Source organism: Aggregatimonas sangjinii (assembly GCF_005943945.1).
Classification (GTDB): Bacteria; Bacteroidota; Bacteroidia; order Flavobacteriales; family Flavobacteriaceae; genus Pelagihabitans; species Pelagihabitans sangjinii.
This window is the reverse complement of sequence record NZ_CP040710.1, coordinates 4,594,248-4,618,785: the sequence shown is the minus strand read 5'-3', so window position 1 is coordinate 4,618,785 and position 24,538 is coordinate 4,594,248. Positions and strand designations below refer to the sequence as shown.

Genomic DNA, 24,538 nt, shown 5'->3' with positions numbered 1-24,538 from the left:
GCACTGCTGAGACCGTCCTTCAAAGAGGCATTATATGGGACTAAGCGATCTCGACCAAAATCGGACAATGGTCGCTATGCTTTGCCTCCGATAATATGACCGATCGTTTGAGGCGGTCCTGAAGTGGTTCGCTTACCATTCCATAATCCAACCGCCAACCCTTGTTATTGTTTCGGGCGTTTGCGCGATAGCTCCACCAAGTATAGTTATCAGGCTCTTTATTGAAATGCCTGAAGCTGTCGATAAACCCGCTTTTAATCAGGTTCCCGATCCATTCGCGCTCCACGGGTAAAAAACCTGAAACGTTCTTGTTCCGCACGGGGTCGTGAATATCTATTGCTTCATGACAAATGTTGTAATCGCCAAGCACAACGAGATTGGGTCTCTTTTTTCGCAATTCATCGAGGTACGCCTGTATCTCGGCCATATAGTTCAACTTGAAATCCAAACGGTCCAAATTGGTTCCCGAAGGCAAATACATGCTCATAATCGAAAGATCGCCATAATCGGCCCTGAGATTTCTTCCCTCAAAATCCATCGTTTCGATTCCTGTTCCATACTCAATATGGTCCGGCTCGGTCTTTGACAGGATGGCAACCCCACTGTATCCTTTCTTTTGCGCACTGTACCAATAGGTAAAGGGATATCCTGCATCCTCGAAGACCGAAAGGTCCAGCTGGTCTTTTTGCGCTTTTATCTCTTGTAAACAAATCACATCGGGATTTACCGTTTGTAACCATTCAATAAAACCCTTTTTCAACGCGGCACGAAGACCATTTACATTATAGGACACAACTTTCATACTTTCTTATATCTACAAGAACCCGTCTTGGACTCTATCTGAAAATCAAAAATAGGCAACTTGCCTATTTTTTTGAGTTTAGAGGATAGTCTTTTTTCCGATTTACGCATCTTTGCAAAGAACTTGACCCTATTGGTCGTTGCGCCGTACAATACGCTAAAATATACAAATGAAAAAAATACTATTGCTTTTATTAAGCCTAAGTACTTTGGGCGTCGCGGCTCAAGCCTACCCGTCATTGGATAACCCCCATGAGATAAAACTAAATTTAGGTTTGTTCTTGGCCACGGGGTCTGTAGAGGGTTCGTACGAATATTTTTTCTCTGAGGACATCAGTATTGGCGGCACCCTTTATGTGGATAGTAAACCTACCGATTTCAATGGGGGTTTTGGTATCGGCCCTAATTTGAGGGCGTATTTTTTCGGTTTTTCGCCTAGGGGAGGATTTTTTGCCGAAGTGTTCGGCCTCTATTATACCGGCGAGGACGAGGTAGATGAAAATGAATTGCTCGAACGCGATATCGATTACAGTACCGCGGCCCTTGGTTTGGGAGGTGGTCATAAATGGGTGACCAGAAGCGATCGCTTTACCCTTGAATTTCATGCCGGGATAGGACGAAATTTCAATACGCCCGATTTCAGATCTGCCTTTATGTATAGAGGAGGCTTATCGGTTGGGTATCGATTTTGATTTGTTTTGCCGTTTCAAAAAACGTATGGTGACTTGTATTGGCATATTTTTTGAGCAATAGCTCGTGAAAACATCACTATTCATCATGAAAAAATCTATTTTATCCTTTTGCCTGATTGCCTCGCTTGGCGTCGGACAGGCGCAAGATGTTGATCCGTCTCAAGATAGAAATGAGTTAAAGGTCAACGTTTCAAACCTTATCGCCCTTGCTTTCGCCGATGTAGCTTATGAACGCCTATTGAACGAAGAGTCATCGGTGGGTATTGCGATACTCTCCAATATCAACCAAAGTAGTGATAACGATTTCTTGGACGCGTATCGTGAGTTTTCGATTACCCCCTATTACCGTCAGTACTTTTCCCGAGGCTATGCCAAGGGATTTTTTGTCGAAGGTTTTGGCATGTACAATACCGGAGACGATAGGGATTTTTTCGGAGACGATATCATCAGCGATACTACGTACGCCGACTTCGCCCTTGGGGTGTCGGTCGGAGGTAAATTTGTAACCCGAAGAGGCTTTATGGTAGAAGTATACGGCGGGCTTGGCCGTAATCTGCTTAATGCAGACTTCTCCCCAAGCGTTGTTGGGCGTGGTGGTGTTTCGCTAGGCTATCGATTTTAATGGCTATTTTTAAGGCCTATTCGAATATATGAGAGGCCTCTGTTCCCTTTTTCTTCTTCTATTGGTTGGATGTGTTCTTTCCGCACAGCAACCTATTCCCAAAGACAGCATTACCCAGCTAGATGAAGTAATTCTCTTAGATGCCCTAAAACGGAAAAATACGGTAGGCATCATTCCCTCAGAAGTCATCGGGCCAAAGACGTTTCAAAATTATAGTCCGGTGAGCATGGTGTCCGCTATCAATCAAACTCCGGGAGTTTATATATTCTCAGGGGCACTGAATACCAATCGTATCACTATCCGCGGCATTGGTGCCCGAACGCTCTTTGGCACCAATAAACTCCGTTTGTATTATAATGATATTCCCGTAACGAATGGAGCAGGAACTTCCGAGATAGAATCTTTTGACCTCGAAAACCTTAGCCAGATTGAAGTGGTAAAGGGGCCAAAAGCCACCTCTTTTGGCGCGAATTTAGGCGGGGCTATCATTCTTAATCCAAAAGAAGCCTTAGGGCGCTCGACCAATTTTTCCAACAATGTTACCATCGGGTCTTTTGGGTTGCTGAAGAACAATCTCTCTTTCAACCATTTTGACGGAAAACTGCGGCTAGGACTTCAATACGGACATACGGAAACAGAGGGCTATCGTGAAAATAGCAACTTCGAAAGAGATGGTCTCTTATTGAACACCTCATACCAAATCAATTCGAGAAACACCATTTCGCTACTTCTCAACCACATCGATTACACGGCACAGATTCCCAGTTCGCTCGGTGCAACGGCGTTTGCGGAAAATCCGCAACAGGCCACTTTTACATGGAGGGCATCGCAAGGGTTCGAGGCGAACAACAGTACTTTGGTCGGAGTATCTTTTTCCCATGAATTTACTCCCGCACTTAAAAACACAACGAGCATCTTCTATAGTTATCTTGACCATTACGAAGCACGACCTTTCGGAATTCTGGACGAATTTACCAACGGATACGGCTTCCGCACACGTTTCTCCGGTAACCTCAAGATATCCGATATTCTAGCCGAGTATCATATCGGGGCGGAACTTTACAAAGACGAATACCGTTGGAACGAGTTCGAGAATTTATACCAAGAAAACAATGGTAACGGAAGCCTTCCAGGAGACCTATTTGCAAGAAATAAAGAATTTCGGGATCAGCTCAACACTTTTACAACAGTACTTCTCCCTTTTACGGACACCTTTTCGATACAGTTAGGGCTTAATTGGAATAAAACCGATTACGATTATAGAGATCTTTTCAATTCGGGTGCGGAAAATAAAAGTGCTATCAGGAACTTTAAGGCAATCGTGCTTCCTAGTATCAATATGCAGTATGATTTTACCGAAAGTGGCCAGCTTTACGTTAACGTAAGCCGCGGTTTTTCCAACCCCGGTCTAGAGGAAACCTTGACACCCGATGGGGTAGTCAATCCCGACATCGCACAGGAAACGGGAATCAATTATGAATTCGGCGGACGTTTCAATCCCCTCGCCAAAAAATTCAAAATCGATTTTACGCTCTACCAAATGAACGTGAGGAATCTACTGGTTGCCGAACGGGTAGACGATGACCGATTTATTGGAAGAAATGCTGGAAAAACGAAGCATCAGGGATTGGAACTTGCTTTGAGCTACCTACTCGATATTTCACCGAAAATCAAACTTACCCCTTTCTTGAATTATACGTTGAACGACCATAAATTCATTTCCTTCGTTGATGGCGATAACGATTTTTCAGGCAATCCGCTGACCGGAGTGGCCAAAAATCGCATACATGGTGGACTTCAAACAGACTTCTTCAACGACTTTTATTGTAACATCACTTATCAACATGTGGGTGCCATTCCCTTAACGGATGCCAATAATCTTTCCAGCGATGCTTTTAACTTGGTGCATACCCGATTGGGGTATCGTAAAAAACTGTCCGACAAATTTGTTCTGGGATTCGATTTTGGAATCAACAATCTATTCGATATCGTATATGCACAATCGGTATTGATCAATACCCAAGGCTTCGGTGGTAATGAACCGCGCTATTATTATCCAGGTGATGAACGCAATTTTTATGGGAGTTTGCGGCTGGGGTATCGCCTTTAAACCCCAGTCTGGACCAGGCGTTCGGTTTTACTAGTCGATCGAAAGGCCCACATTAGCGAGACGCCTTCACCTACTCCATTTTCATCAGCCAAGACTTCATATCCACTTCTTTGTGAATAATCGCTTTAACCTCCGAGATGGCAACCCTTTGCTGTTCCATGGAATCACGATGGCGAATGGTAACAGTCTTATCCTCTAACGATTGATGATCCACGGTAATACAAAATGGTGTTCCGTTGGCATCCTGCCTTCGGTAACGGCGGCCCACGGCATCTTTTTCGTCGTAGAGTACATTAAAATCCCACTTGAGGTCGTCGATGATTTCTTTGGCCAAATCAGGAAGACCGTCCTTTTTGACCAGCGGAAATACGGCTGCCTTGGTCGGCGCCAGTACGGCAGGTAATTTTAGTACCGTTCGTGTTGAACCGTTTTCCAGTTCTTCCTCCTGCAGCGCATTCGAGAATATGGCCAAGAACATACGATCCAGACCAATGGAGGTTTCGATAACATAGGGTACATAGCTCTCCTTATCTTCGTGGTCGTAGTACTGCAGCTTCTTCCCAGAGAATTTTTCATGCGCCCCCAAATCAAAATCCGTTCTGGAGTGAATTCCCTCCAATTCTTTAAATCCAAAAGGGAACCTGAATTCGATATCGGCCGCGGCATCGGCATAATGCGCCAGTTTTTCGTGATCGTGAAAACGGTAGTTGTCTTCACCCAATCCTAAGGAAAGGTGCCACCTTAAGCGGCTCTCTTTCCATTTTTCATACCATTCCTGTTGGGTTCCCGGTTTAATGAAAAATTGCATTTCCATCTGTTCGAACTCGCGCATCCTAAAGATAAATTGTCGGGCGACGATTTCGTTGCGAAACGCCTTTCCGGTCTGTGCGATACCGAACGGAATCTTCATACGTCCCGTTTTTTGCACATTCAGGAAGTTGACGAAAATACCCTGGGCCGTCTCCGGGCGCAAATACAGGTCCATCGCACTTTCGGCCGAAGCACCCAGTTTGGTACCGAACATGAGATTGAATTGCTTTACGTCCGTCCAATTTCGAGAGCCTGACATGGGGCAGGCTATTTCAAGTTCCTCGATGAGTTTTTTGACATCTGCCAAGTCCTCTTTTCCCAACGAACGTCCTAAGCGCTGTAAAGTCGTATCTACCTTTTCCTGATAGTCTTTGACCCGTTGGTTCGTTGCTAAAAATTCTTTCTTGTCAAAGGCGTCACCAAAGCGTTTGGCCGCTTTTTTGACTTCCTTTTCGATTTTGGCTTCGATTTTGGCGGTGTAATCCTCTACCAACACATCGGCACGGTAGCGTTTTTTGGAGTCTTTGTTGTCGATCAAGGGGTCGCTAAAGGCATCAACATGACCCGATGCCTTCCAGGTTGTAGGGTGCATAAAGATAGCCGCGTCGATACCAACGATATTATCGTTGAGCTGTACCATGGCCTTCCACCAGTACTCCCTTATATTCTTCTTTAGTTCGGCCCCGTTTTGTGCGTAATCGTACACTGCACTTAGACCATCGTAAATTTCGCTGGATTGAAATACATACCCATACTCTTTGGCGTGGGATACTACTTTCTTGAAAAGATCATCTTGATTTGCCATGCGGCAAAAATAGAATAATATAGTGCTATTCGCCTAACAGAGCCTTTGGAAAATGGAAATTATTTTAGCTGGAACTCGCTTGAGGACAGCAGGCGTTCATCTTCGAAGATATTAATTGTATACGTGCCTTTTTCCAAAGAACCCGACGGAAGCGAAATTGAACTGCAAACCTCCCTTTGGTTCCCATCGAAGTTGAACTCCACTCGCTTACTATATACATTACCATTTACCGTGATGGTATTGGCATTGTCCTCTATAATCTGCATTGTTGGCCCCAGAAATTGGAAGTAGATTATCTTTTCGGAGCCGGCAGCGGACATATCCTTACCGACCACAGCGCAACCATCCAATTTTTCAACGACCGACGCTTTATTGGTCTGTATGCGCTTACCGCCCTTCACCCGAGCGCCATTACCCCTGGAGTTATCGATTACAAGGTATTTTTTGACTTTCAGCTCTTCGTTCAACTCTTTCATCTTGCGTCGCTGTAAAGACTCCGCCTCCGCCAAAGAACTGCTTTTGGCACGAAGCACTTGTATCTCTTTCTGGGTTTTTTCGTATTTGTCGACTAGAACGGTATTCGTATACTTTAGCAGGTTATTTTTAAGCTTCAGGCTATCGTTCCTCGCCTCCAATTTTCGAAGTTCGGACTTGAACTCCCTTAGTTTTTCAATGGTGAAGTTGAGTCTGCCCACAGAATCCAACAAGCGTTCAACACTTTGTTTCGACTTTTGAATCTCGATTTCATCGACCATATTACGCGCCTCAAGCCGATCAACATCGGCCTTCATCAAGGTAAGGTCCTTGACCAAAATCGCTTTTTCTTCCTGTAGAAAATTAATTTGATTTTTGGACTGGGCGTAGCTGTAATAAAAGGCAATAAGAATGCCCAGAATTATAGCTGCCAAAGCGGCTAGCGTGATATTATTGCTGAATTTATTATCTTGACTCTCCATCAAAAAAATTAGCGTTAAGCGGGTACTTAAATAGGTTAGAATTTGGGCATACGTAATCTGGCAAATATACTAAATGATATCAATACGGTTATCCTACCCAAGGTCTGTTTTGGTTGTAATACCCATTTATCCCGAGGAGAGGAACACCTCTGTACCCTTTGTCGGAACGACCTACCACTCACCGATTACAACTTTAACGTAGAAAATCCCGTTGACCGTATATTTTATGGCCGAATTGATGTGAAAAAGGCAAGTTCTTTCCTTTTTTTCAGGGAAAACAGTATTGTGCAACGGCTAATACATCATTTAAAGTACAGAAATCAGCCACAAATAGGTGCTTTTCTTGGTGATTGGTATGGGCAGCTGCTTCAAGAGGGGCATTCGCCAATCACAAGGATCGATTTTGTAGTGCCCGTACCCTTACATCGCCGGAAACTGCGAAAGCGGGGGTACAATCAAGTATCGCTTTTCGCAAAAAAACTAGCACATTACCTAAATGCCGAACTCGCCGAGAACGTACTGAACAAAACGGCCAATACGAGAACACAGACCAAAATAGGAAGAATAGGCCGATGGCAAGGGAACAAATCGCTTTATGTTCTTGAAAACCCCGAAAGATTGCACCATAAGAATGTACTCCTAGTAGATGATGTCATTACCACCGGGGCCACGATGGAAATCTGCGGACGAACCTTAATGGAGATTCCCGGTATCACGCTCTATATAACCAGCATATCGGTCGTACCCCTGACCTAAATACTAGCGACACGTTTACCATCTTCATTTGGAAAATAACATATATTTATGATGGTCCAGGAACGGATGCCAATCGGTTTTTACAAATAAATCGTTTCTTTGCGTATTGAATCACAACGGTATGATACGACGTATTTTGGCGGGTTTCTTTTTGTTTTTTATGGTTGCCGCCCTAGTGCATTGTGCGAGACGTGGCACACCCACGGGTGGCCCGAAAGATGAACAAGGGCCCGTGCTGATAAAAGCCGAACCGGAGAATATGACCATAAACTTCAAGGCGAATCGGATCAGGTTATATTTTGATGAGTATATTAAGCTTGAAAAACTACAAGAACAGCTCATCGTTTCACCTCCTTTAAAGTACCTCCCGGAAATAAGTCCTCAAGGGGGCACCAATAAATATGTGGAAATCAAGATTAAGGATACCTTAAAGGAAAACACCACCTATACCCTAAACTTTGGCCAAAGTATCGTTGATAACAACGAAGGCAACCCGAGCCCTTTTCTTACCTACGTTTTTTCTACGGGAAGTTATATCGATTCGCTGGAAATACAAGGGGTTATTAAAGATGCATTCAATCAAAAGGCAGACGAGTTCGTAAGCGTCATGCTCTATGAAATCGATACCGCTTATACCGACTCAACGATTTACAAACGCCCGCCAAACTATATTACAAATACGCTCGATAGTACGGTTATTTTCACCATCAAGAACATAAAGGAAGGTCGCTATGCGCTTTTTGGTTTGAAGGACGAAGCCAAGAACAACATCTTTGATCAAAATACCGATAAAATCGGTTTTATAACCGATACCATCAACATTCCCACGGATTCTATTTTTTTATTGAACATGTTCAAGGAAATTCCCAACTATGCTATGTCGGTTCCTAGTTATGCGGCAAAGAATAAAATCAGTTTTGGATATTATGGCGATATATCCGGAGTGCAAATAGCACCGTTGAGCGTTATTCCCGACACGGTGCGAACGACCCTTTTAAAAGAAAGGGACAAGGATACCATCAACTACTGGTTTACCCCTTTTGAAGCTGATAGTATCCTATTTACGGTAACCAACGAGCGCCTTAAGCTCATCGACACCTTTAATGTAAAAGCCAGGAAAGTAGAATTTGATTCTCTTCGGCTTCAGTCGAATGTGAGCGGAAGTATAGGTTTCAATACTGCTTACCAGATCATGGCAAACACTCCTCTGACCCGATTGGATTCTTCAAAAATCAACATCATAACTTTCGATTCCATCGCAATCGATTTTAAGGTTACGCTGGACAGTCTTGAAAATAAAGTGGACTTCGATTTTAAGACCGAACCAAACCAATCCTACAACGTCACCTTACTGCCCGGAGCGGTTACCGATTTCTTTGGAATCGAAAACGACTCTACCAACTACAACCTAAGCACCAAAAGTTTGGCCGATTATGGCAATCTGAGCCTAACCATTGATGGTAACGTAACCTATCCCATAATTGTGCAGCTCACAAATGAAAAGGGTGAAATACAACGGGAAATCTATGCAACCGAGGAGCAGCTCTTTGAATTCAATGCTATTAATCCTGCCTCCTATTTGCTGCGGGTAATTTTCGACACCAATGCCAATCAAAAATGGGATACCGGAAATCTTCTACAAAAAATACAGCCTGAGCGGGTGGTGTACTATCCCGGACCAATTGAAATGCGGGCCAATTGGGAAAAAATAGAGACATTTACCCTAACAGAGTAAATTGATCCCTATCGTCGAGAAATTTCAATTTTTCCCTAGTAATGGTGATGTGTTCTTTGGATAAGGTAGCAAATACGACTTCCTCTTCCTCGGAATACGCGATTCGCTCGCCCAAACAATCATAAACGGCCGAATGACCGGGATACTCATGACCCGATTTATCGGTTCCGACACGATTCAAGCCGATACAATAGGCTAGATTTTCGATGGCCCTCGCCTTCAAAAGTGTATCCCAAGCGTTTATTCGAGGTAAGGGCCAATTGGCAACATATAATACAACATCGTATGCGTCGTCATTTCTGGCCCATACCGGAAATCTAAGGTCATAACATACCATTGGGCAAATACGAAAATCTTTATATAAAACGATAAGTCGGTCATTGCCGGCGTTATAGACTTTGTCTTCACCGGCTAAAGTAAATGTATGACGTTTATCATAGGCGTGATAAGCCCCGTTCGGTTTTACGAAAAAAAGGCGGTTCGTAAAATTTCCATTTTCATAAAATGGAAGGCTTCCTATCAGTGCGGCGTCGCTTTTCTTAGCATTTTGCTGCATCCATTCCAAAGTTAACCGCCCTTCTTCCCGGTCTAGGTTTTCAGGGGTCATGGTAAAGCCCGTTGTAAACATTTCCGGAAGTAAAATAATATCTACTCCGCTACAATTTGCTATTTTATTTGAAAAGTAAGCGCGATTCGCTGTTGGCCCCTCCCAAATCAATGGGGCTTGAATTAGGGCTATTTTCAGTTCTAAGGCCATCTTTATAGAAATTTCATTGCTAAGTTAGCATTTCCATCGGTCTTGTTCTGTAACCGACAATTCTTTTAAACTACCCCACTCCTTGGTACTTTATTCTAATCGAAATATACCTCGGCCGTCTTTGTTTTCGTCAGCTCGAACAAGTGCTTTAGTTGTGACTTCAGAATACGATCTTCCGATAACGGTGGTAGGTTGTTCAAGGGAAAAAAATCGGCCCCCTGCATATCAAAACCATGTTTCAGCTCGCCACTGATTATTTTACAGAAAAAAATCAGCTTGTAGACATAGAAGGGTTGCGGCGGATGCGGATGACAACGCTTGTCATAGACAGCCAATAGGCGTTCGACTTTGGCCCGAATACCTGTTTCTTCTTTGATTTCCTTTAAAACCGCTTCCGAAGGCGTATCCCCGATATCGGCCCAACCCCCGGGAATCGTCCATTTACCATCCGTACTTTCCTTGGCCATCAGGATTTCATCATTTTTGTTCAACACGAAACCGCGCACATCGACCTTTACCGTAGGATAATCTTTCTCAGGCATGAAAAATTCCTCTAAATCGGCCAGAGGTTGTTTGGAAATCGAGGCCATTAATTTTAAACTGATTTCCCGCAATTCTTTATACCGCTCTTTTTCGTACCCATTTTCTGCATACACCAAACCGGTATCGGCTAGGGCTTTTAAACGTTTGATAAGTGTTAAATCTTGATTTTTCTCCACGGAGGCACTTCTATATAATGATGTGAAATGTTTATAATTATCCTCAAGTGAGAATAAAAAACCAAACAAAGGGTAATTTACGATATATACTGGAAAAATCCGTTGTAGTATAAACTTCCTCTTTGTACAATCTTTGTACTTTAAAATAAACCTACTTAGCATCTAAAAATGGATAGTACAGCAATCATAGGAAATATAGCGGCGCTTTTGACGACGACGAGCTTTTTGCCGCAGGCCATCAAAACGATAAGAACGAGGAATACGGCTAGTCTGTCCTTCCCCATGTACCTGCTATTTGTTACCGGGGTAACACTTTGGCTAGTCTATGGCGTTATCAACGAACAAATGCCCATTATCGTAGGCAACTTCGTAACCTTGGTTCTGGCAGGCATCATTCTTGGTTTTATGGTGAAAGGGCAGCTTACCAAGAAGTTGTGATTCAGCGATGATCACAAATCATATTCCGACTGCCTTTACCAACAACTTTTGGCAAAGGGGCGGTCATTTTATCCTGTTCATGTATCGCTCGGCCTTGTCCGCCAGCCCTATTAAAAATTCAACGAGAATTTATTTAAGCGAGTCCCTCCAGTAAATCGATCAACTTTGGCTCACCCTTTAATTTAGCGTGGTCCAATGCTGTATTTCCCCGTCCGTCTTTAAGCGACTTGTCCGCACCATGTGCCAATAAAAGTTTTACGATTTCCAATCGATTGAAAGTAGCTGCATAAATCAGGCTGCTGGCACCCATGGGATTTTGCGCGTTCAGGTTCGCTCCCTTGGCGATAAGTTTTTCGGCGATTTCAGTAAAACCCTTAAAACAAACTCCCATCAAAGCCGTGTTGCCCGATGCATCTTTCGCATCGATTTTGGCACCATTCTCCAATAACACTTCGGCTATTTCCCCATGATTGTAGTACGTGGCCAAAATCAATGGGGTGCTACCGCGCTGATCTATAGCGTCTACAAGCTTCGGATGTTCCAAAAGCGCACTTTTTACGGCGTCTATATTACCATTGCGTATGTCATTAAAAAAAGTATCCGTATGCTTCATGGGGTCCAAATTATCGAAAAACCTTCAAGAATCAAACAATTCTCAGGGCCTATACAACATAATCTCCTCCATAGATAATATCGATAACCACATAATACAAAACAAGTTTACAACTATGCATTTCAACGAACATTTTGGTAGCTTTACAGATACACTCATTTAAAATAGATAGCACAATGGATAATAGTAAGAACAACGACTCCCACGGTGAAGCTTGGGATATCAACGATTCTAGTAAATGCCCCTATTTGGGAGGCACATTAAAGCAGGCCGCCGGTGGTGGAACCACAAACTTAGACTGGTGGCCCAATCAATTGCGATTGAATGTACTTCGTCAAAATTCGGAACTGAGCAATCCGATGGATGAGGACTTTGATTACGCGAAAGAGTTCAAATCTTTGGATTTGGCAGCGGTCAAAAAAGATATCGTAACGGCCTTGACCACATCACAGGATTGGTGGCCGGCAGATTACGGCCATTATGGGCCATTTATGATTCGCATGGCGTGGCACAGCGCGGGAACCTACCGCATTGGCGATGGCCGAGGCGGATCTAGCTCAGGGTCACAGCGTTTTGCCCCACTGAACAGTTGGCCCGACAATGGCAACTTGGATAAGGCAAGATTGCTTTTATGGCCTATCAAGAAAAAATACGGTAAAAAACTATCTTGGGCAGATTTAATGATCCTTACAGGAAATTGCGCCTTGGAATCCATGGGTTTTAAAACATTCGGTTTTGCCGGTGGCCGGGAAGACATTTGGCAGCCTGAAGAAGATATCTATTGGGGTTCTGAAACCGAGTGGATGGGCAATGAAGAGCGATTCTCTGACGGCGAGTATGAGTTGGAGGCAAATCTTGGGGCTTCCCATATGGGCCTCATCTACGTAAATCCTGAAGGACCCAATGGAAAATCCAATCCGCTGGGAACGGCGAAATTGATTCGGGAAACTTTCGGCCGTATGGCCATGAACGATGAGGAAACCGTAGCGCTTACCGCAGGCGGGCATACGTTCGGTAAAGCACATGGCGCCGCCAATCCGGACGAGTATGTTGGACCCGAACCGGCCGGTGCAACCATTATGGAGCAAAGCATGGGATGGAAAAATTCATTTGGTACCGGTGTTCTGGATGATGCCATCACCAGCGGCATTGAAGGTGCCTGGACACCCAACCCGACCGAATGGGACCACGATTATTTTGAAGTGTTGTTGGGCTACGACTGGGAGTTGACCAAAAGCCCGGCGGGAGCGAACCAATGGAAACCCACAGCAGCTTCGGCAGCTAGAAAGGCGCCGCGTGCAGGCGATGCCACAAAAGCACAAGATTTGATGATGACTGATGCCGATATGGCAATGAAGATGGATCCCGATTACTACAAAATATCAAAACGTTTTCATGAAAATCCCAAAGAACTCGAAGACGCCTTTGCCCGTGCTTGGTTTAAATTGACCCATAGGGACATGGGACCAATAGCGCGCTATTTAGGACCTGAGGTGCCAAAAGAAGAACTTATTTGGCAGGATCCTGTGCCGGCGGTCGATCATGAATTAGTAAATACTGCTGACGTTACCGAATTGAAAAAACGATTACTCGCTTCCGGATTGTCCATTTCAGAATTGGTTGCGACGGCTTGGGCATCTGCATCGACGTATCGTGATTCCGATAAGCGTGGCGGCGCCAACGGTGCCCGTATTCGTTTGGCCCCTCAAAAAGACTGGGAGGTAAACAATCCTGCCCAACTGTATAAGGTTCTCGGTGTACTTGAAGGCATCCAAAAAGAATTCAATGGCGCCCAGTCCGGCGGTAAGAAAGTTTCATTGGCGGACCTAATTGTTCTAGGCGGAAGTGCCGGTATCGAAGAGGCTGCAAGAAATGCAGGTCACGACATCAACGTACCCTTTACCGCAGGTCGTACCGATGCCACGGCCGCCCAAACGGATGTTCAATCGTTTGTAGCACTTGAACCTAAGGCCGACGGATTTAGAAATTATAAAAACCCCGACTACAAGACATCTGCAGAAGCGATGATGGTAGATCGTGCCCAGCTTTTAAAATTGACCGCTCCGGAAATGACCGTGCTCGTTGGAGGAATGCGCGTCTTGGATACGAACTTTGATAAATCCAGGCATGGGGTATTGACAAATCGCCGCGAAGTATTGAGCAATGATTTCTTTGTAAACCTGTTGGATTTGGACGTGATGTGGGAAGACACTTCCGACGACGAAACCCTTTTTGCAGGTCGGGACCGCAAGTCGGGAGAAATTAAATGGACAGGTACCCGTGCGGATCTTATTTTTGGTTCCAACACAGAGTTGAGGGCTTATGCCGAAGTATACGGATGTGAAGATTCTCAGCAAAAGTTCTTAAATGATTTTGTTGCAGCATGGACCAAAGTGATGAATTTAGACCGATTTGATTTGGCTTAAGCACTTAAATCCAATAGCTAAATTTCTATACTGAAAAAGGTAGTCCGGCAATGGGCTGCCTTTTTTAATGCTCCAAATGCAAACCGATTCAAACATAATCCGTTTCCAAATTCGAGTAATTCTTAATTGTATCTGTTGAGCTATTGGATTTGTCCGAAGCCTTTTTCAAATTAAAATATCGACCCTATCCTATTTAGGCCTATATTGCTTGTTCTTACTATTTTAAGAAACACTATAATCTCTAAATAACTCAAAAATGAAAAAAACTATTTTACCAATATTGGTATTAACCTTGGTAAGTTTCGGAATTATCAATACCGGTCTTACAGACGATGAACGTAAAATGGCCACGGAACATCTTACACAAACAAAGGAACGTTTAACCAGTACCCTAGACGGACTTGATGAAGAGCAGTTGAACTTTAAACCAACGGCGGAATCGTGGTCGATAGCGGAGTGTGTCGAACATTTGGCCATTGCCGAAAATATGTTCAATGGCATGTTGAAAGGTGCCCTAAAAGAACCTGCCAATACCGCTATGAGGGATAGCGTGACCATGAGCGACGAGAAATTAATCGGCTTTATCTCTGTAAGAGACACCAAAGTGAAGACCCCGGAACCTTTCGAACCAATGGGTAAATTTGGCTCCCACGAGGAGACGCTGGAGGCCTTTATGTCTAAGCGTGACGAGCATATCGAGTACGTTAAGACTACCGAAGACGATTTACGGAATCATTACGGAAAACTACCCTTCGCCACCATTGATGGCTTACAAATCATTCTCTTTATGAGCGGTCATACCGAACGTCACGTATTGCAGATGGAAGAAGTAATCGCCCACGAAGACTTCCCGATGGGAGAAGAGGATGACGACGATAACTAAGCCTAAGGGCCCTCATTTAAATACCCTACTTTCTAAACCTGTCTACGTATTCCGTGGACAGGTTTTTTTATAGTTAATCGCGAAGGCCGGGAGAAAAATCCTCGGGAGCAATTTGAGGTTGATTGACGGTTCCGGAATCGCCAGAGTCATTAAAGACAATCCATTCACTGCTCGTGTAGATGGGGTTTCCTTCCGTAATTTCCACACGTCGCAACGCCCTGCCATCTTCAAATTCGTGGTCGGTTCCTGTCCCATCTTCGCCCACTATGCCAAAAGTATCTATGACCGTTCCAAAGGGATCTATCAATTCGAGATTGTCATCACCATTGGAATCCGCAGGGCTATTGGTACCTACGCCCAAGTCGGGAGCAAAGCCATACACACTTTCAAATTCAGCTTCATTAGGTGAGACAACCAAGGTACTTTGTGGTGCTATGACGAATGCGGATAGGTCGATGGTCGAGCTGACTTCAGTGTTGTCATTCGTATAGCGTCTCAACATCCATCCTTTTAACGATAAGGCTTGCTCATCAGAATTGTAAAGTTCTACAAATCGCGCCCCACTGTTGTTATCGGGGTCGGCCAGTTCGGAAATAAAAATCGTCGTAGCCGTAAACTCATCGACCAAATCGGCGCAGCGCTCATTATCGAATTCGATATCGGCTAGGTCCCGAATCGCCAAAAAGTAGTTGTCGTTTTCGCGTAAGAGAACACCTGTGATGCTTCCATTTTCTTGGGGTAATAGTTCTGCCTGAAAATCAGAAAAGCCGCTATTTACTAAAATCAGTTCGTTATCATTACAATTGGTCAGAGTGCGTTCCGTTTCCTCCTTTGGAACCGCAAATGATTCGGACAACTGCTCTTCTAGAATTTCCACATCGTTCAACCGTACCAAGGTGTTGGTGAGATTTTCTTCAACATCGGTAATATTGATGCTCGTCGGTACCATATCCGTTACTTCTTCGCAAGAGACGAAAATATGGTTGTCTACAATCGCTGCCGGAAGCCTTCCTACCGATACATTCCCAAAAGATGTAAAAACACCTCCTATCTTAAAGACACCCTTGCTCCTGCCCAGATACAAGCCCTTCAGATTTATAATAATTTTACTCCCGATTGGGTAGAACAAATGGGAATCGCGCACATCCAATTCTATTTGAAAGCCTTCTTTGGGATCGACCGGGCTGTCTTGAAAATAAAGAACGCTAAAAAAATTGCCCGCTTCATCCGATGAAACTACATAGCCCTCGATGATGAGATCATCTTGAATTTGAAACGTTTCATCTTGGTATAATGCCTTAACTTCAGCGTAGGTGGTATTTGCTATTAAATCAGTTGAACAGCTCTTTGTCGGCAGGTCAAAATTTTTGTCTTTCACACAGGCGAAGAGTAAAAACAGTCCAAAAAGAACACTAGGAGCCTTTTGACAAATCGATGCTTTTGTAACCATAATTACTTATTCCATTTAAAATACGCCCTAAACCTGATATCCTTTAGGCCTCAAGACAATAATCAATATGTTCTAAATTGCTAAAAGCTATACGCCACATTCAAAAAATATGTTCTGCCGTAGCCGTACCAATATTTTGGGGCAAATGAGGGTGTCCCGCTAAGATTATCCCGTTGCAGCTGCCCAAAATTTCCATTTCTACTTTGTTCATAACCGCCCGTTCTGAACACTGTATCAAATACGTTATTGATACTGGCGAATACGCTGATATACTTTCCGTTTTTCAACCACGATTTACCGCCGACCAAATTCAGCAGGTAAAAGTTATCCAGCCCCGTCTGTTTCAAAATGTCGTTTATATTTTCAGGGGTGGCTTCCGGAAACCGCATTCCCGTTTCCGGGTCCAACAAAAAACTCTGTGTTCGGGTTATGGCCGAAATATTCGCATAATTGTTGGCCATGTAGTTCAATTTGGTACTCACCCACCAGTATTCGGGATCCCTATAGTCAATGCCGAAAGCAAAGGCTTGCTGCGGCCCTTGGGCCAATTTGTAGTCTTTTATTTGAGCCGTTCCCAAATCGATGTTTCCGTCCGGATTTATCAAATCCTCCTCCGCCCCGGCCGTATCGAAATTGATGGAAAAGTTGGGGTCGCTGGCATACACATACTTGCTCACTGCAGCGACTGCTGTCAACTTCACGGCCGAAGATAATTGATACTCCAATCCAAGTTCGGTACCAAGATGCAGCTTATCCAAATCGGTCAATACTTCCTGCACAAAATCGGAACCCACGCCCGCATCAACAAAAAAGAAATTGATATCGGTGGTATTCTGAAAACGGGTATAGAATCCGGAAAGTCTTCCCGTGAGTTTGGGAAGCCTGATAAAATAGTTCGCATCAACGGATGATACCGTTTCACTTTGAATATCCGGTACGATTTGATTGTTTTCCCTAGGGTTGATAAAGACGTTTTGCAATACGGGCGCGTCGGTTCTGTATGTACCATGGGTTGTTAACCAATGTCGACCATTAATCTTATAGGTAAAACCTGCCTTGATACCGTAATTGTTGAATTTTACCGTCTGGCTCTCCCCAAAAGAATTTTCAAGAAAGCGCTCGTTCCGAAATAACCCTTCGCGTTGGTAATCGGTGAGTACATATTGCCCTGCCAGAAATGCGTTCCATTTCCTGCGTTTATATCTCAGTTGTGCGAACATATCGCTAAGAGAAGCCTTCATACGGTACCGGTAATTGAATATATCGCCTGTCCTTTTTTGAACCTCCCCTTCCACGTCGTTCAGGGTATTGGAAAACGGATCGATATCCGAGTGAAAATCAGCCCCGAACAAGTCGTCTAGTTTCGCGTAATTATCGGATGTAAGGCTTTTATGCGAGAGCCCGAAGTCTGCTTGAAGGCCCTCAGAGATCATTAAATTTCCAACGGAATTCAATAGTAATTGCTTGTCATCGATCACATCGTTATAGAGTACATAGGCGGCCTGCTCCCTTGTGTTTGCCGTGTAGATAAAATCCCAATTTAATTGTGGATTTTCCAGAAAGCCCTTTCTGGCTGCGGACGCACTGATAAAATTGGCGCCAATGGGGCTATTGACATAAAAGCTCGGGAGGTATCGGTAATACGTAGGGTCAGGGTTGGGGGCGTTGTAGTAGCCCAAGCGACTTCTGGCGTTCGTACCGAATTGATAGGCCACTCCTGTATTTAAACTAAACTTTTCCGATTCAAAATAATGGTTGAGCATGACAATGGGCTCGGCGATTTTGCGCTCCCTAGAATTTCGGACTTCACCCTCCTGTTCGCCCCAGTAAGGATTGTATTGTTTTCCTACCAACCCGAAAACCTCTTCTGTAATGGCAGAAGATCGGCCTCGTCGGTTTTGGGCGTATATCCCGGTAAGGTTAATACTGTTCTTTTTGTCGATACGATATTCAACAGCTCCGAAAAAGGAAAACGCATCGTACAAAGTTCCATCGATATATCCCTCCTGAGCCCACCTTCGAGATCCTGAAACGCTATAGGCCAGACCATTTTTTTGAAGCTTGGACGTATGGGTCACCATTAACCTTCCCGCATAGGTACGATTGGCCGCAGAAGTAGAAAGTCGGGTACCTGGTCTGAGACCGGAAGGCCGCGTATCGATATTGGTATTGGCCAGTATTCCACCGAAAGTGAAATCGGATGCGGCCAAACCGTTCGTAAATTGCTGGTTGCGGGTAACATCGTTGAGTCCGCCCCAATTGTTCCATTGCGGTCGGCCATCGAACAATTTGTTCATAGCGATACCATTAACCAACACTTTGCCGTTTTGAGAATCATAGCCGCGAACACGGAAGAATGCTTGACCAAAATCGAAGGCGGCCCGGTTTAAAAAGACATCTCTCGTAGCTTGAAGTAAACCCGAGGAATTGGCACTGACCTCATCGTCTAACAATTCTGAATCGGTTAACGTTATCAGATTGTCGGCCTGTTCTACCGTGATATCGCGTTCGAGATAAATATTCCCCAAATCGATAGCTTCTAGGCCAAAGGTTACGGGAATTCTTTGGATTGTATAGTCTTTTGCCGAAAGCGTAAGAACGACAGCTTCCGCACGAGGAATTTTTAGAGTAAAATAGCCTTCCCTGTCGCTTTCGGTGGAAATTTGTGCCTGACCTAAGGTCACGGCTACTCCCTGTATGGGCGTTTTTAATCGGCTATCCACAATGCGGCCATGCACCACAGCTTCTTGGGCATTACATGGCGCTATCGTAAAAAGAAGAAATGCCGAAAGAATAACGATCCGCATGAAAAAGGTTGGGTTGACGATGATTGCGGTCAAGATATCGATAACCTTCACATTCGAATGAAAAATCCTATATAATAGCCTGTTTTTTCGTTAAATTGATGTTTATGGATTCTAGTTGCATGAAAATGAGAACATTATTGTTACTACTGGTCCTACCTATCTTTGTTGGTGCACAGGAAAAGAAACAGTACCATGTAAGAACCATAGCCTTTTACAATGTAGAAAACCTCTTCGATACCAAAAACGATACACTTACGTTCGATGATGACCGTACTCCGGAGGGAAAGGACAACTGGACGGAAGAACGGTACCGTCATAAATTGGCGAATATTGCGAAAGTGATTTCCGAAATAGGGGCCGAGCGTACCAACACCTCCCCTGACATTATCGGATTAAGCGAAGTTGAAAACAAACAGGTTATCGAAGATTTGATCGCTCATCCCATCTTACGGGAAAAAGGGTACGGTATCGTGCATTATGATTCCCCGGATGAACGGGGCATCGATGTGGCCCTACTTTACAAAAAAAGGGTATTTCTGCCGACTTCTTTCTCCAGCCATAGGCTGCTCCTATTCGACGATGAGGGATTTCGAAATTATACACGGGACCAATTGGTCGTAGGCGGTCTTCTCGATGACGAGCAATGCTACTTTACCGTAAACCATTGGCCCTCCCGTAGCGGCGGTGAGGCGCGAAGCAAACCCAACCGAATGGCCGCCGCCAAATTAAACAGGCGTATTACCGATTCGATTCTAAAATTGAACCTCTCGGCCCGTATTATCAGCATGGGCGACCTAAATGACGACCCTATCGATGATAGTTTGAGAAAAGTGATGCGAACAAGGGGGAAAAAACAAGATTTGGAGGAAGGCGATTTGTTCAACCCCATGGAGAAGCTATTTAAAAAGGGAGTAGGTTCTTTGGCTTATCGGGACAAGTGGAATCTCTTTGACCAGTTTTATTTTACCCCCAACCTCCTGGAAAAAGAGAATGGGCGTTATCATTTTTGGAAAGCCGCGGTTTTTCATCCCCCTTATTTGCTTTCTAAAAAAGGGCAATACAAGGGCTATCCTTTTCGCACCTATGCCGGCGGAAGTTATACCGGCGGTTACAGCGATCACTTTCCGGTATACATGTATTTGATTCGGGAAGGGCCTCCCCTAAGCCCTCCTAAGGAGGGGAACTGAGCGTGTTTTTGATTAAAACCTTAACCTACTTCTCGCGGGAGGACAGATTGGAGCATCGGCGCAGGAATGACAATTAAAAAATTTAATTGAACCACTGTCCCCAAGGAATACGGCTGAGGAAACAGACGAGTCCCAGTCCGTAGAAAATGGCGATATTTTTGAATTTCTTGTTCCCCTCGATGAATTTCTTATGTCGTGACCAACCGACGGTAATCAATACGATGGCAACGATATTGATAAAAGGATGTTCGACTGCCAGCAAACGTGATGGTGCATTCAGGCCGCCCATACCCAAGGTTTGAATGGCCTTAAAGCCATTGGCCGAAACAAAAAAAAGAATCAAGCCGATCACCAATTGCATATGGGATAGGATAAGTGCGTAGAGACTTAATCGAAAATCTTTTTGTGGGGTAAATAGCTTATTCCCGAACCAACCCATAAAGGCGTTGGCCACCGCAAAAAACAATACGGCCAATACCACATAGGCCAAATAGGAGTGCAGGGTTAAAATGGTTTCGTACATGATGGTCTGTTATTTTACAACTAAATGTACTGAATTTTGAGCATAAAAAAACCCCGACCTGAATGTCGGGGTTCTAAAAATAGAATTTTCACAACCTAGTCGAAGATATACCTTAGACCGATTTGAGCTTGCCATCTTGATGACTGAATCCCGAAATCGTCCAATTCCTCTAAGTTAGGTGAACCATCTGCATTAATGACACCATCGTTTACGCTGAAAACAGGAGTATCACCTGTTGATACCGTTTGTAAAGGGCTTATATTGCTTCTAATAAAAGACCGCTTACCCCATTCTTTATTGATTAGATTGGTGAAGTTGAAGATATCGGCAGAAATTTGAAATGTATGCTTCTTGCTGCCCATGTTAATGGAGAAATCCTGAAGCAATTTTAAATCTACAATATGACTCCATGGCCCTTGGGTTGCATTCCGCTCCGCATAATTACCGCGATTTTCCCTTAAATACTCCACACTGTTGATAAAAGTTTCAAGTCGCGCCCACTGAGCGGCTTGTTCCGCCTCGTCACCAGAAAGTTGAATTTCAGATTGGTTGGCAGGAATGTAAATAAGCGCATTGTCCCTAGAATCGTCGTTAAATAGGTCACGCCCTTCCCGATACGTAAAACTATAAGGTTGGCTTTGTGAACCTTCATAAAATAAACCAAAAGTGGTTTTTAGGTTCTCGTTCCAGTTTAGTTCATAGGAAAGATTGGCCGAAATTCTGTTCCCTAGGTTAAAGTCGGAACGGGTAACAGGCAAATTGGAGTTTTTACCGTTCACTGTCTGAATATTTCGCCATTGCGAGCTGTTTTGGGAAGAAGTTCCATCAAATATTTTCTTTGACTCGCCGAAACTATAGGAAATCTGTCCCGCAAAACCGTTCTCAAAAGGCTTTCGAAGCGTAAACGATGCGTTGTAAGCACTACCCTCGCCGGTATTCGAGGCTAGCATAATACGACCATAGGTATCATCGATTTCATCACCTCTATCATAAAAAGGTCGTCTATCGGCACCTTCATATCTTCCAATAGGTCCTCTCAAATTCAGATTCTCATAGTAGATATCAGTGATGACATCAGTATAAAGGAAATCGGCGGAAGCAATCAAGCCCCAAAACGGTAAACGTTGATCAATGGCTACGTTGTACTTCAATACCTGTGGAAGCCTAAAATCTTTCGCCAAAAGGTCTACATTACCACCTACACCACCAGTGCCAGGGGCAACGCTCTTAAACTGATTGTTGATGTCGGGCTCAAAGGCCTGGCCTGCTCCCGGGCCAAAAAATGTGGCATCAAAAGTGAAGCCGCCAGTAACTCCATTATTATTATAGGTGCCACCTGGCCAGACTAAGGGCAATCTTGAGGTGAAGACACCAATACCACCTCTGATTTGAGTGGTTCTATCACCATTTACGTCCCAGTTGAAACCAAGCCGCGGCGCCAAATAAGCGCTGGAAGATATTGTTTGGCCTACTCGTGCACCTTGTAAATCCTTTCCGGCACTTTCCAGCAAACCAACGGTACGCGTATTGAAATCCTCATTTACAGTACCATCATCCCAATAAGGGACGTCGACCCTGATACCAACCGTCGCTTTAAAATTATCGGTAAGCTGTATATCGTCCTGTAGATAAAAACCGGCTTGAAACGTCTTGAAATCCGCAGATCCAGAAGATTCATCTCCTACCGTACCATCGCCTATCAACGAATACCCGTGCTGGTATTCATTAGCAACTTGATTTGTTAAAAACTGATTCAAACCTGAGGAAAGTAGATTGTCATCATCGTCAAATTGGTCTTCAAACGTATAACTACCATAATTGAAGGCAAAAAACAGGTTCTTGATACTGGCCCACTCCAAGTTTGCTCCAATGGTGAAGGTGTGCTTTCCAGCGTAAATTTCAAAATTATCGGAAATGGTAGTTACATCCGAATTTAAAAGGTTCGCCGTGGAAAATGGTTCAGCACCAAAGAAAATATTCGCCCCTCCATCTTGAATAGTAACTGAAGGAAAAGGGCTCCCTGAAGGATCTCTATCATCACGTACCGAGGTATAGGACACAACGAGGTTATTGGCAAATTTATTACCAAAACTGGAACTGAGCTCCAAGGCAGTCGAGTTGGTCGTCGTAATAAATTCCTCAGACCCATTTATAAAGCCAATGTTTCTATTTCCAGAACTTCTCGCCTCCAAGTTGTCACCCTTTACATAACTATGTCGCAAAGATAATTTGTTGCTGTCGTTGATATTCCAATCCAGCTTCGCCGTTAACTTATCACTCAATAAAGTTCTTGTGTTGTTGTTGAAAATACCTGGATTATAGCCATAGGTCGACTGTAAGAAGTTACTTAAGCCTTCGATTTCCGATTGAGATGCACGACCTGCATAATTACTGAAATTAAAGGGCTGCGGGGTTTCATCATCCTGTCTTTCGTAATTGATAAAGTAGAATAATTTGTCCTTGATTATAGAACCACCTGCTCTGACACCATAGGTCAAGGCGGTAAAATCATCAACCTTGGCTCGTTCCTCACCGTCACCAACAAGCGACGGAGGGGTTTTCCCCACCAAACTTTGATTTCTGATAAATCCATAAGCGGAACCTTCAAAATCATTGGTCCCTGATCGCGTAATGGCATTAATCGAACCTCCGGAAAATCCCGACTGTCTTACGTCGAAAGGAGCGATATTTACTTGAAAGGTTTCAATAGCATCAACCGAGAAAGGATTCACTCCGGTCTGCCCTCCGTTTGTACCGGAACCTGCAAGGCCGAATACATCATTGTTAACGGCACCATCGATATATATGGCATTATAGCGGTTGTTCTGCCCGGCCAAAGAGATAGAGAAACCGTCGTTGCCTTCAGTAATCTGTGCTTGAGGAGTAATCCGAACGAAATCGGCAATCGACCTTGATGCAGCAGGAAGTGTTGCAATATCCCTTTTCGAAACGTTGGTTTCAGTACCTGTTTTATTAGACCCGAAAACCCCCGAAGACGTTCCCGTGACAACGACTTCTTCCAACGCCGTTGAGGATTCGGACATTTCGGCATTAATTCTTTCAGTAATACCCAAATTCAAGTTTAAGCCTTCCCGTGAAAAATTTTCAAATCCGACATATGAAATGGTAACGGTGTAAGGTCCACCAACCCTCATGTTGGCGATTCGGTAGTACCCATCAAAATCGGTGATGGCTCCGTAGGTTGTTCCTGACGGGGTGTGAACCGCTACTACATTAGCTCCGAGAAGGGGCTCTCCCGCACTGTCCGTTACCTGACCGCCGATGGCCGAAGTGGTAACCCCCTGTGAAAAAGCAACGGCGGTCATTAAAAACGCAACCATTGCGAAGTACATTTTTTTCATTTGTTCTCTGTTTTGTTAGTTTTCAATTTGCTGCAAAAGTCTAGTAATTAACGTAGTTGTACGTTAAGACAACGTTAACTTTACGA

The 24,538-nt window shown here is 44.1% G+C and carries 19 protein-coding genes; 9 read left to right on the top strand and 10 right to left on the bottom strand.

Going from position 1 to position 24,538, the window contains the following annotated elements; all coding sequences use genetic code 11:
• Positions 1-40: 40 nt before the first annotated feature.
• The gene (locus FGM00_RS19245) at positions 41-802 is read right to left on the bottom strand and encodes an exodeoxyribonuclease III (RefSeq protein WP_138854482.1); all 762 of its coding nucleotides are present in this window, start codon (positions 800-802) and stop codon (positions 41-43) included.
• A gap of 169 nt (positions 803-971) precedes the next feature.
• Between FGM00_RS19245 and FGM00_RS19240 the strand changes: the two genes are divergently transcribed.
• The 3 genes from FGM00_RS19240 to FGM00_RS19230 all read left to right on the top strand — a co-directional run bounded on the left by FGM00_RS19240 (position 972) and on the right by FGM00_RS19230 (position 4,225).
• A complete protein-coding gene (locus FGM00_RS19240; RefSeq protein ID WP_138854481.1) occupies positions 972-1,493 on the top strand; it encodes a hypothetical protein in 522 nt (173 codons plus the stop codon).
• A gap of 85 nt (positions 1,494-1,578) precedes the next feature.
• Positions 1,579-2,115: a DUF3575 domain-containing protein gene (locus tag FGM00_RS19235; protein ID WP_175416276.1), complete on the top strand. Its 537-nt coding sequence runs from the start codon at positions 1,579-1,581 to the stop codon at positions 2,113-2,115.
• 28 nt (positions 2,116-2,143) lie between these two features.
• Complete coding sequence (locus FGM00_RS19230; RefSeq protein ID WP_138854480.1) at positions 2,144-4,225, top strand: TonB-dependent receptor family protein; 2,082 nt, start codon at positions 2,144-2,146, stop codon at positions 4,223-4,225.
• 70 nt (positions 4,226-4,295) lie between these two features.
• Here the strand turns inward: FGM00_RS19230 and FGM00_RS19225 are convergent, their stop codons facing one another.
• The gene (locus tag FGM00_RS19225; RefSeq protein ID WP_138854479.1) at positions 4,296-5,840 is read right to left on the bottom strand and encodes a glycine--tRNA ligase; all 1,545 of its coding nucleotides are present in this window, start codon (positions 5,838-5,840) and stop codon (positions 4,296-4,298) included.
• Positions 5,841-5,899: 59 nt separating this feature from the next.
• Positions 5,900-6,796, bottom strand: a complete 897-nt coding sequence (locus FGM00_RS19220) for a hypothetical protein (protein WP_138854478.1) — start codon at positions 6,794-6,796, stop codon at positions 5,900-5,902.
• A gap of 42 nt (positions 6,797-6,838) precedes the next feature.
• On the opposite strand from FGM00_RS19220, the gene FGM00_RS19215 reads away from it, so the two are divergent.
• Together FGM00_RS19215 and FGM00_RS19210 are read left to right on the top strand one after the other, a co-directional pair.
• A complete protein-coding gene (locus tag FGM00_RS19215) occupies positions 6,839-7,552 on the top strand; it encodes a ComF family protein (RefSeq protein ID WP_138854477.1) in 714 nt (237 codons plus the stop codon).
• A 121-nt stretch (positions 7,553-7,673) separates the two neighbouring features.
• Positions 7,674-9,287: an Ig-like domain-containing domain gene (locus FGM00_RS19210; protein WP_138854476.1), complete on the top strand. Its 1,614-nt coding sequence runs from the start codon at positions 7,674-7,676 to the stop codon at positions 9,285-9,287.
• Here the strand turns inward: FGM00_RS19210 and FGM00_RS19205 are convergent.
• Positions 9,271-10,044, bottom strand: coding sequence for an amidohydrolase (locus tag FGM00_RS19205; protein ID WP_138854475.1), 774 nt, complete (start codon positions 10,042-10,044; stop codon positions 9,271-9,273). The genes FGM00_RS19210 and FGM00_RS19205 overlap by 17 nt on opposite strands.
• 95 nt (positions 10,045-10,139) lie before the next feature.
• Complete coding sequence (locus FGM00_RS19200) at positions 10,140-10,763, bottom strand: NUDIX hydrolase (protein ID WP_138854474.1); 624 nt, start codon at positions 10,761-10,763, stop codon at positions 10,140-10,142.
• A 168-nt stretch (positions 10,764-10,931) separates the two neighbouring features.
• Between FGM00_RS19200 and FGM00_RS19195 the strand changes: the two genes are divergently transcribed.
• Positions 10,932-11,201: a SemiSWEET transporter gene (locus FGM00_RS19195; protein ID WP_138854473.1), complete on the top strand. Its 270-nt coding sequence runs from the start codon at positions 10,932-10,934 to the stop codon at positions 11,199-11,201.
• 133 nt (positions 11,202-11,334) lie between these two features.
• Here the strand turns inward: FGM00_RS19195 and FGM00_RS19190 are convergent, their stop codons facing one another.
• Positions 11,335-11,814 carry an ankyrin repeat domain-containing protein gene (locus tag FGM00_RS19190; protein ID WP_138854472.1) on the bottom strand — a complete coding sequence of 160 codons (480 nt, stop codon included), beginning with the start codon at positions 11,812-11,814 and terminating at the stop codon, positions 11,335-11,337.
• A gap of 176 nt (positions 11,815-11,990) precedes the next feature.
• On the opposite strand from FGM00_RS19190, the gene katG reads away from it, so the two are divergent.
• Positions 11,991-14,240 (top strand): catalase/peroxidase HPI, encoded by a 2,250-nt coding sequence (gene katG, locus FGM00_RS19185; RefSeq protein WP_138854471.1) that lies wholly within the window; start codon positions 11,991-11,993, stop codon positions 14,238-14,240.
• 256 nt (positions 14,241-14,496) lie between these two features.
• Positions 14,497-15,123 carry a DinB family protein gene (locus tag FGM00_RS19180; RefSeq protein WP_138854470.1) on the top strand — a complete coding sequence of 209 codons (627 nt, stop codon included), beginning with the start codon at positions 14,497-14,499 and terminating at the stop codon, positions 15,121-15,123.
• 73 nt (positions 15,124-15,196) lie between these two features.
• On the opposite strand, the gene FGM00_RS19175 is transcribed toward FGM00_RS19180, so the two are convergent.
• Complete coding sequence (locus FGM00_RS19175) at positions 15,197-16,573, bottom strand: DUF5689 domain-containing protein (protein WP_138854469.1); 1,377 nt, start codon at positions 16,571-16,573, stop codon at positions 15,197-15,199.
• An 80-nt stretch (positions 16,574-16,653) separates the two neighbouring features.
• Positions 16,654-19,380 (bottom strand): TonB-dependent receptor, encoded by a 2,727-nt coding sequence (locus tag FGM00_RS19170; protein WP_138854468.1) that lies wholly within the window; start codon positions 19,378-19,380, stop codon positions 16,654-16,656.
• Positions 19,381-19,505: 125 nt separating this feature from the next.
• Between FGM00_RS19170 and FGM00_RS19165 the strand changes: the two genes are divergently transcribed.
• A complete protein-coding gene (locus FGM00_RS19165; protein WP_175416274.1) occupies positions 19,506-20,567 on the top strand; it encodes an endonuclease/exonuclease/phosphatase family protein in 1,062 nt (353 codons plus the stop codon).
• Between the two features lie 82 nt (positions 20,568-20,649).
• Here the strand turns inward: FGM00_RS19165 and FGM00_RS19160 are convergent, their stop codons facing one another.
• Positions 20,650-21,090, bottom strand: coding sequence for a hypothetical protein (locus FGM00_RS19160; RefSeq protein WP_138854467.1), 441 nt, complete (start codon positions 21,088-21,090; stop codon positions 20,650-20,652).
• 95 nt (positions 21,091-21,185) lie between these two features.
• A complete protein-coding gene (locus FGM00_RS19155; protein ID WP_138854466.1) occupies positions 21,186-24,452 on the bottom strand; it encodes a TonB-dependent receptor in 3,267 nt (1,088 codons plus the stop codon).
• Positions 24,453-24,538: the final 86 nt, after the last annotated feature.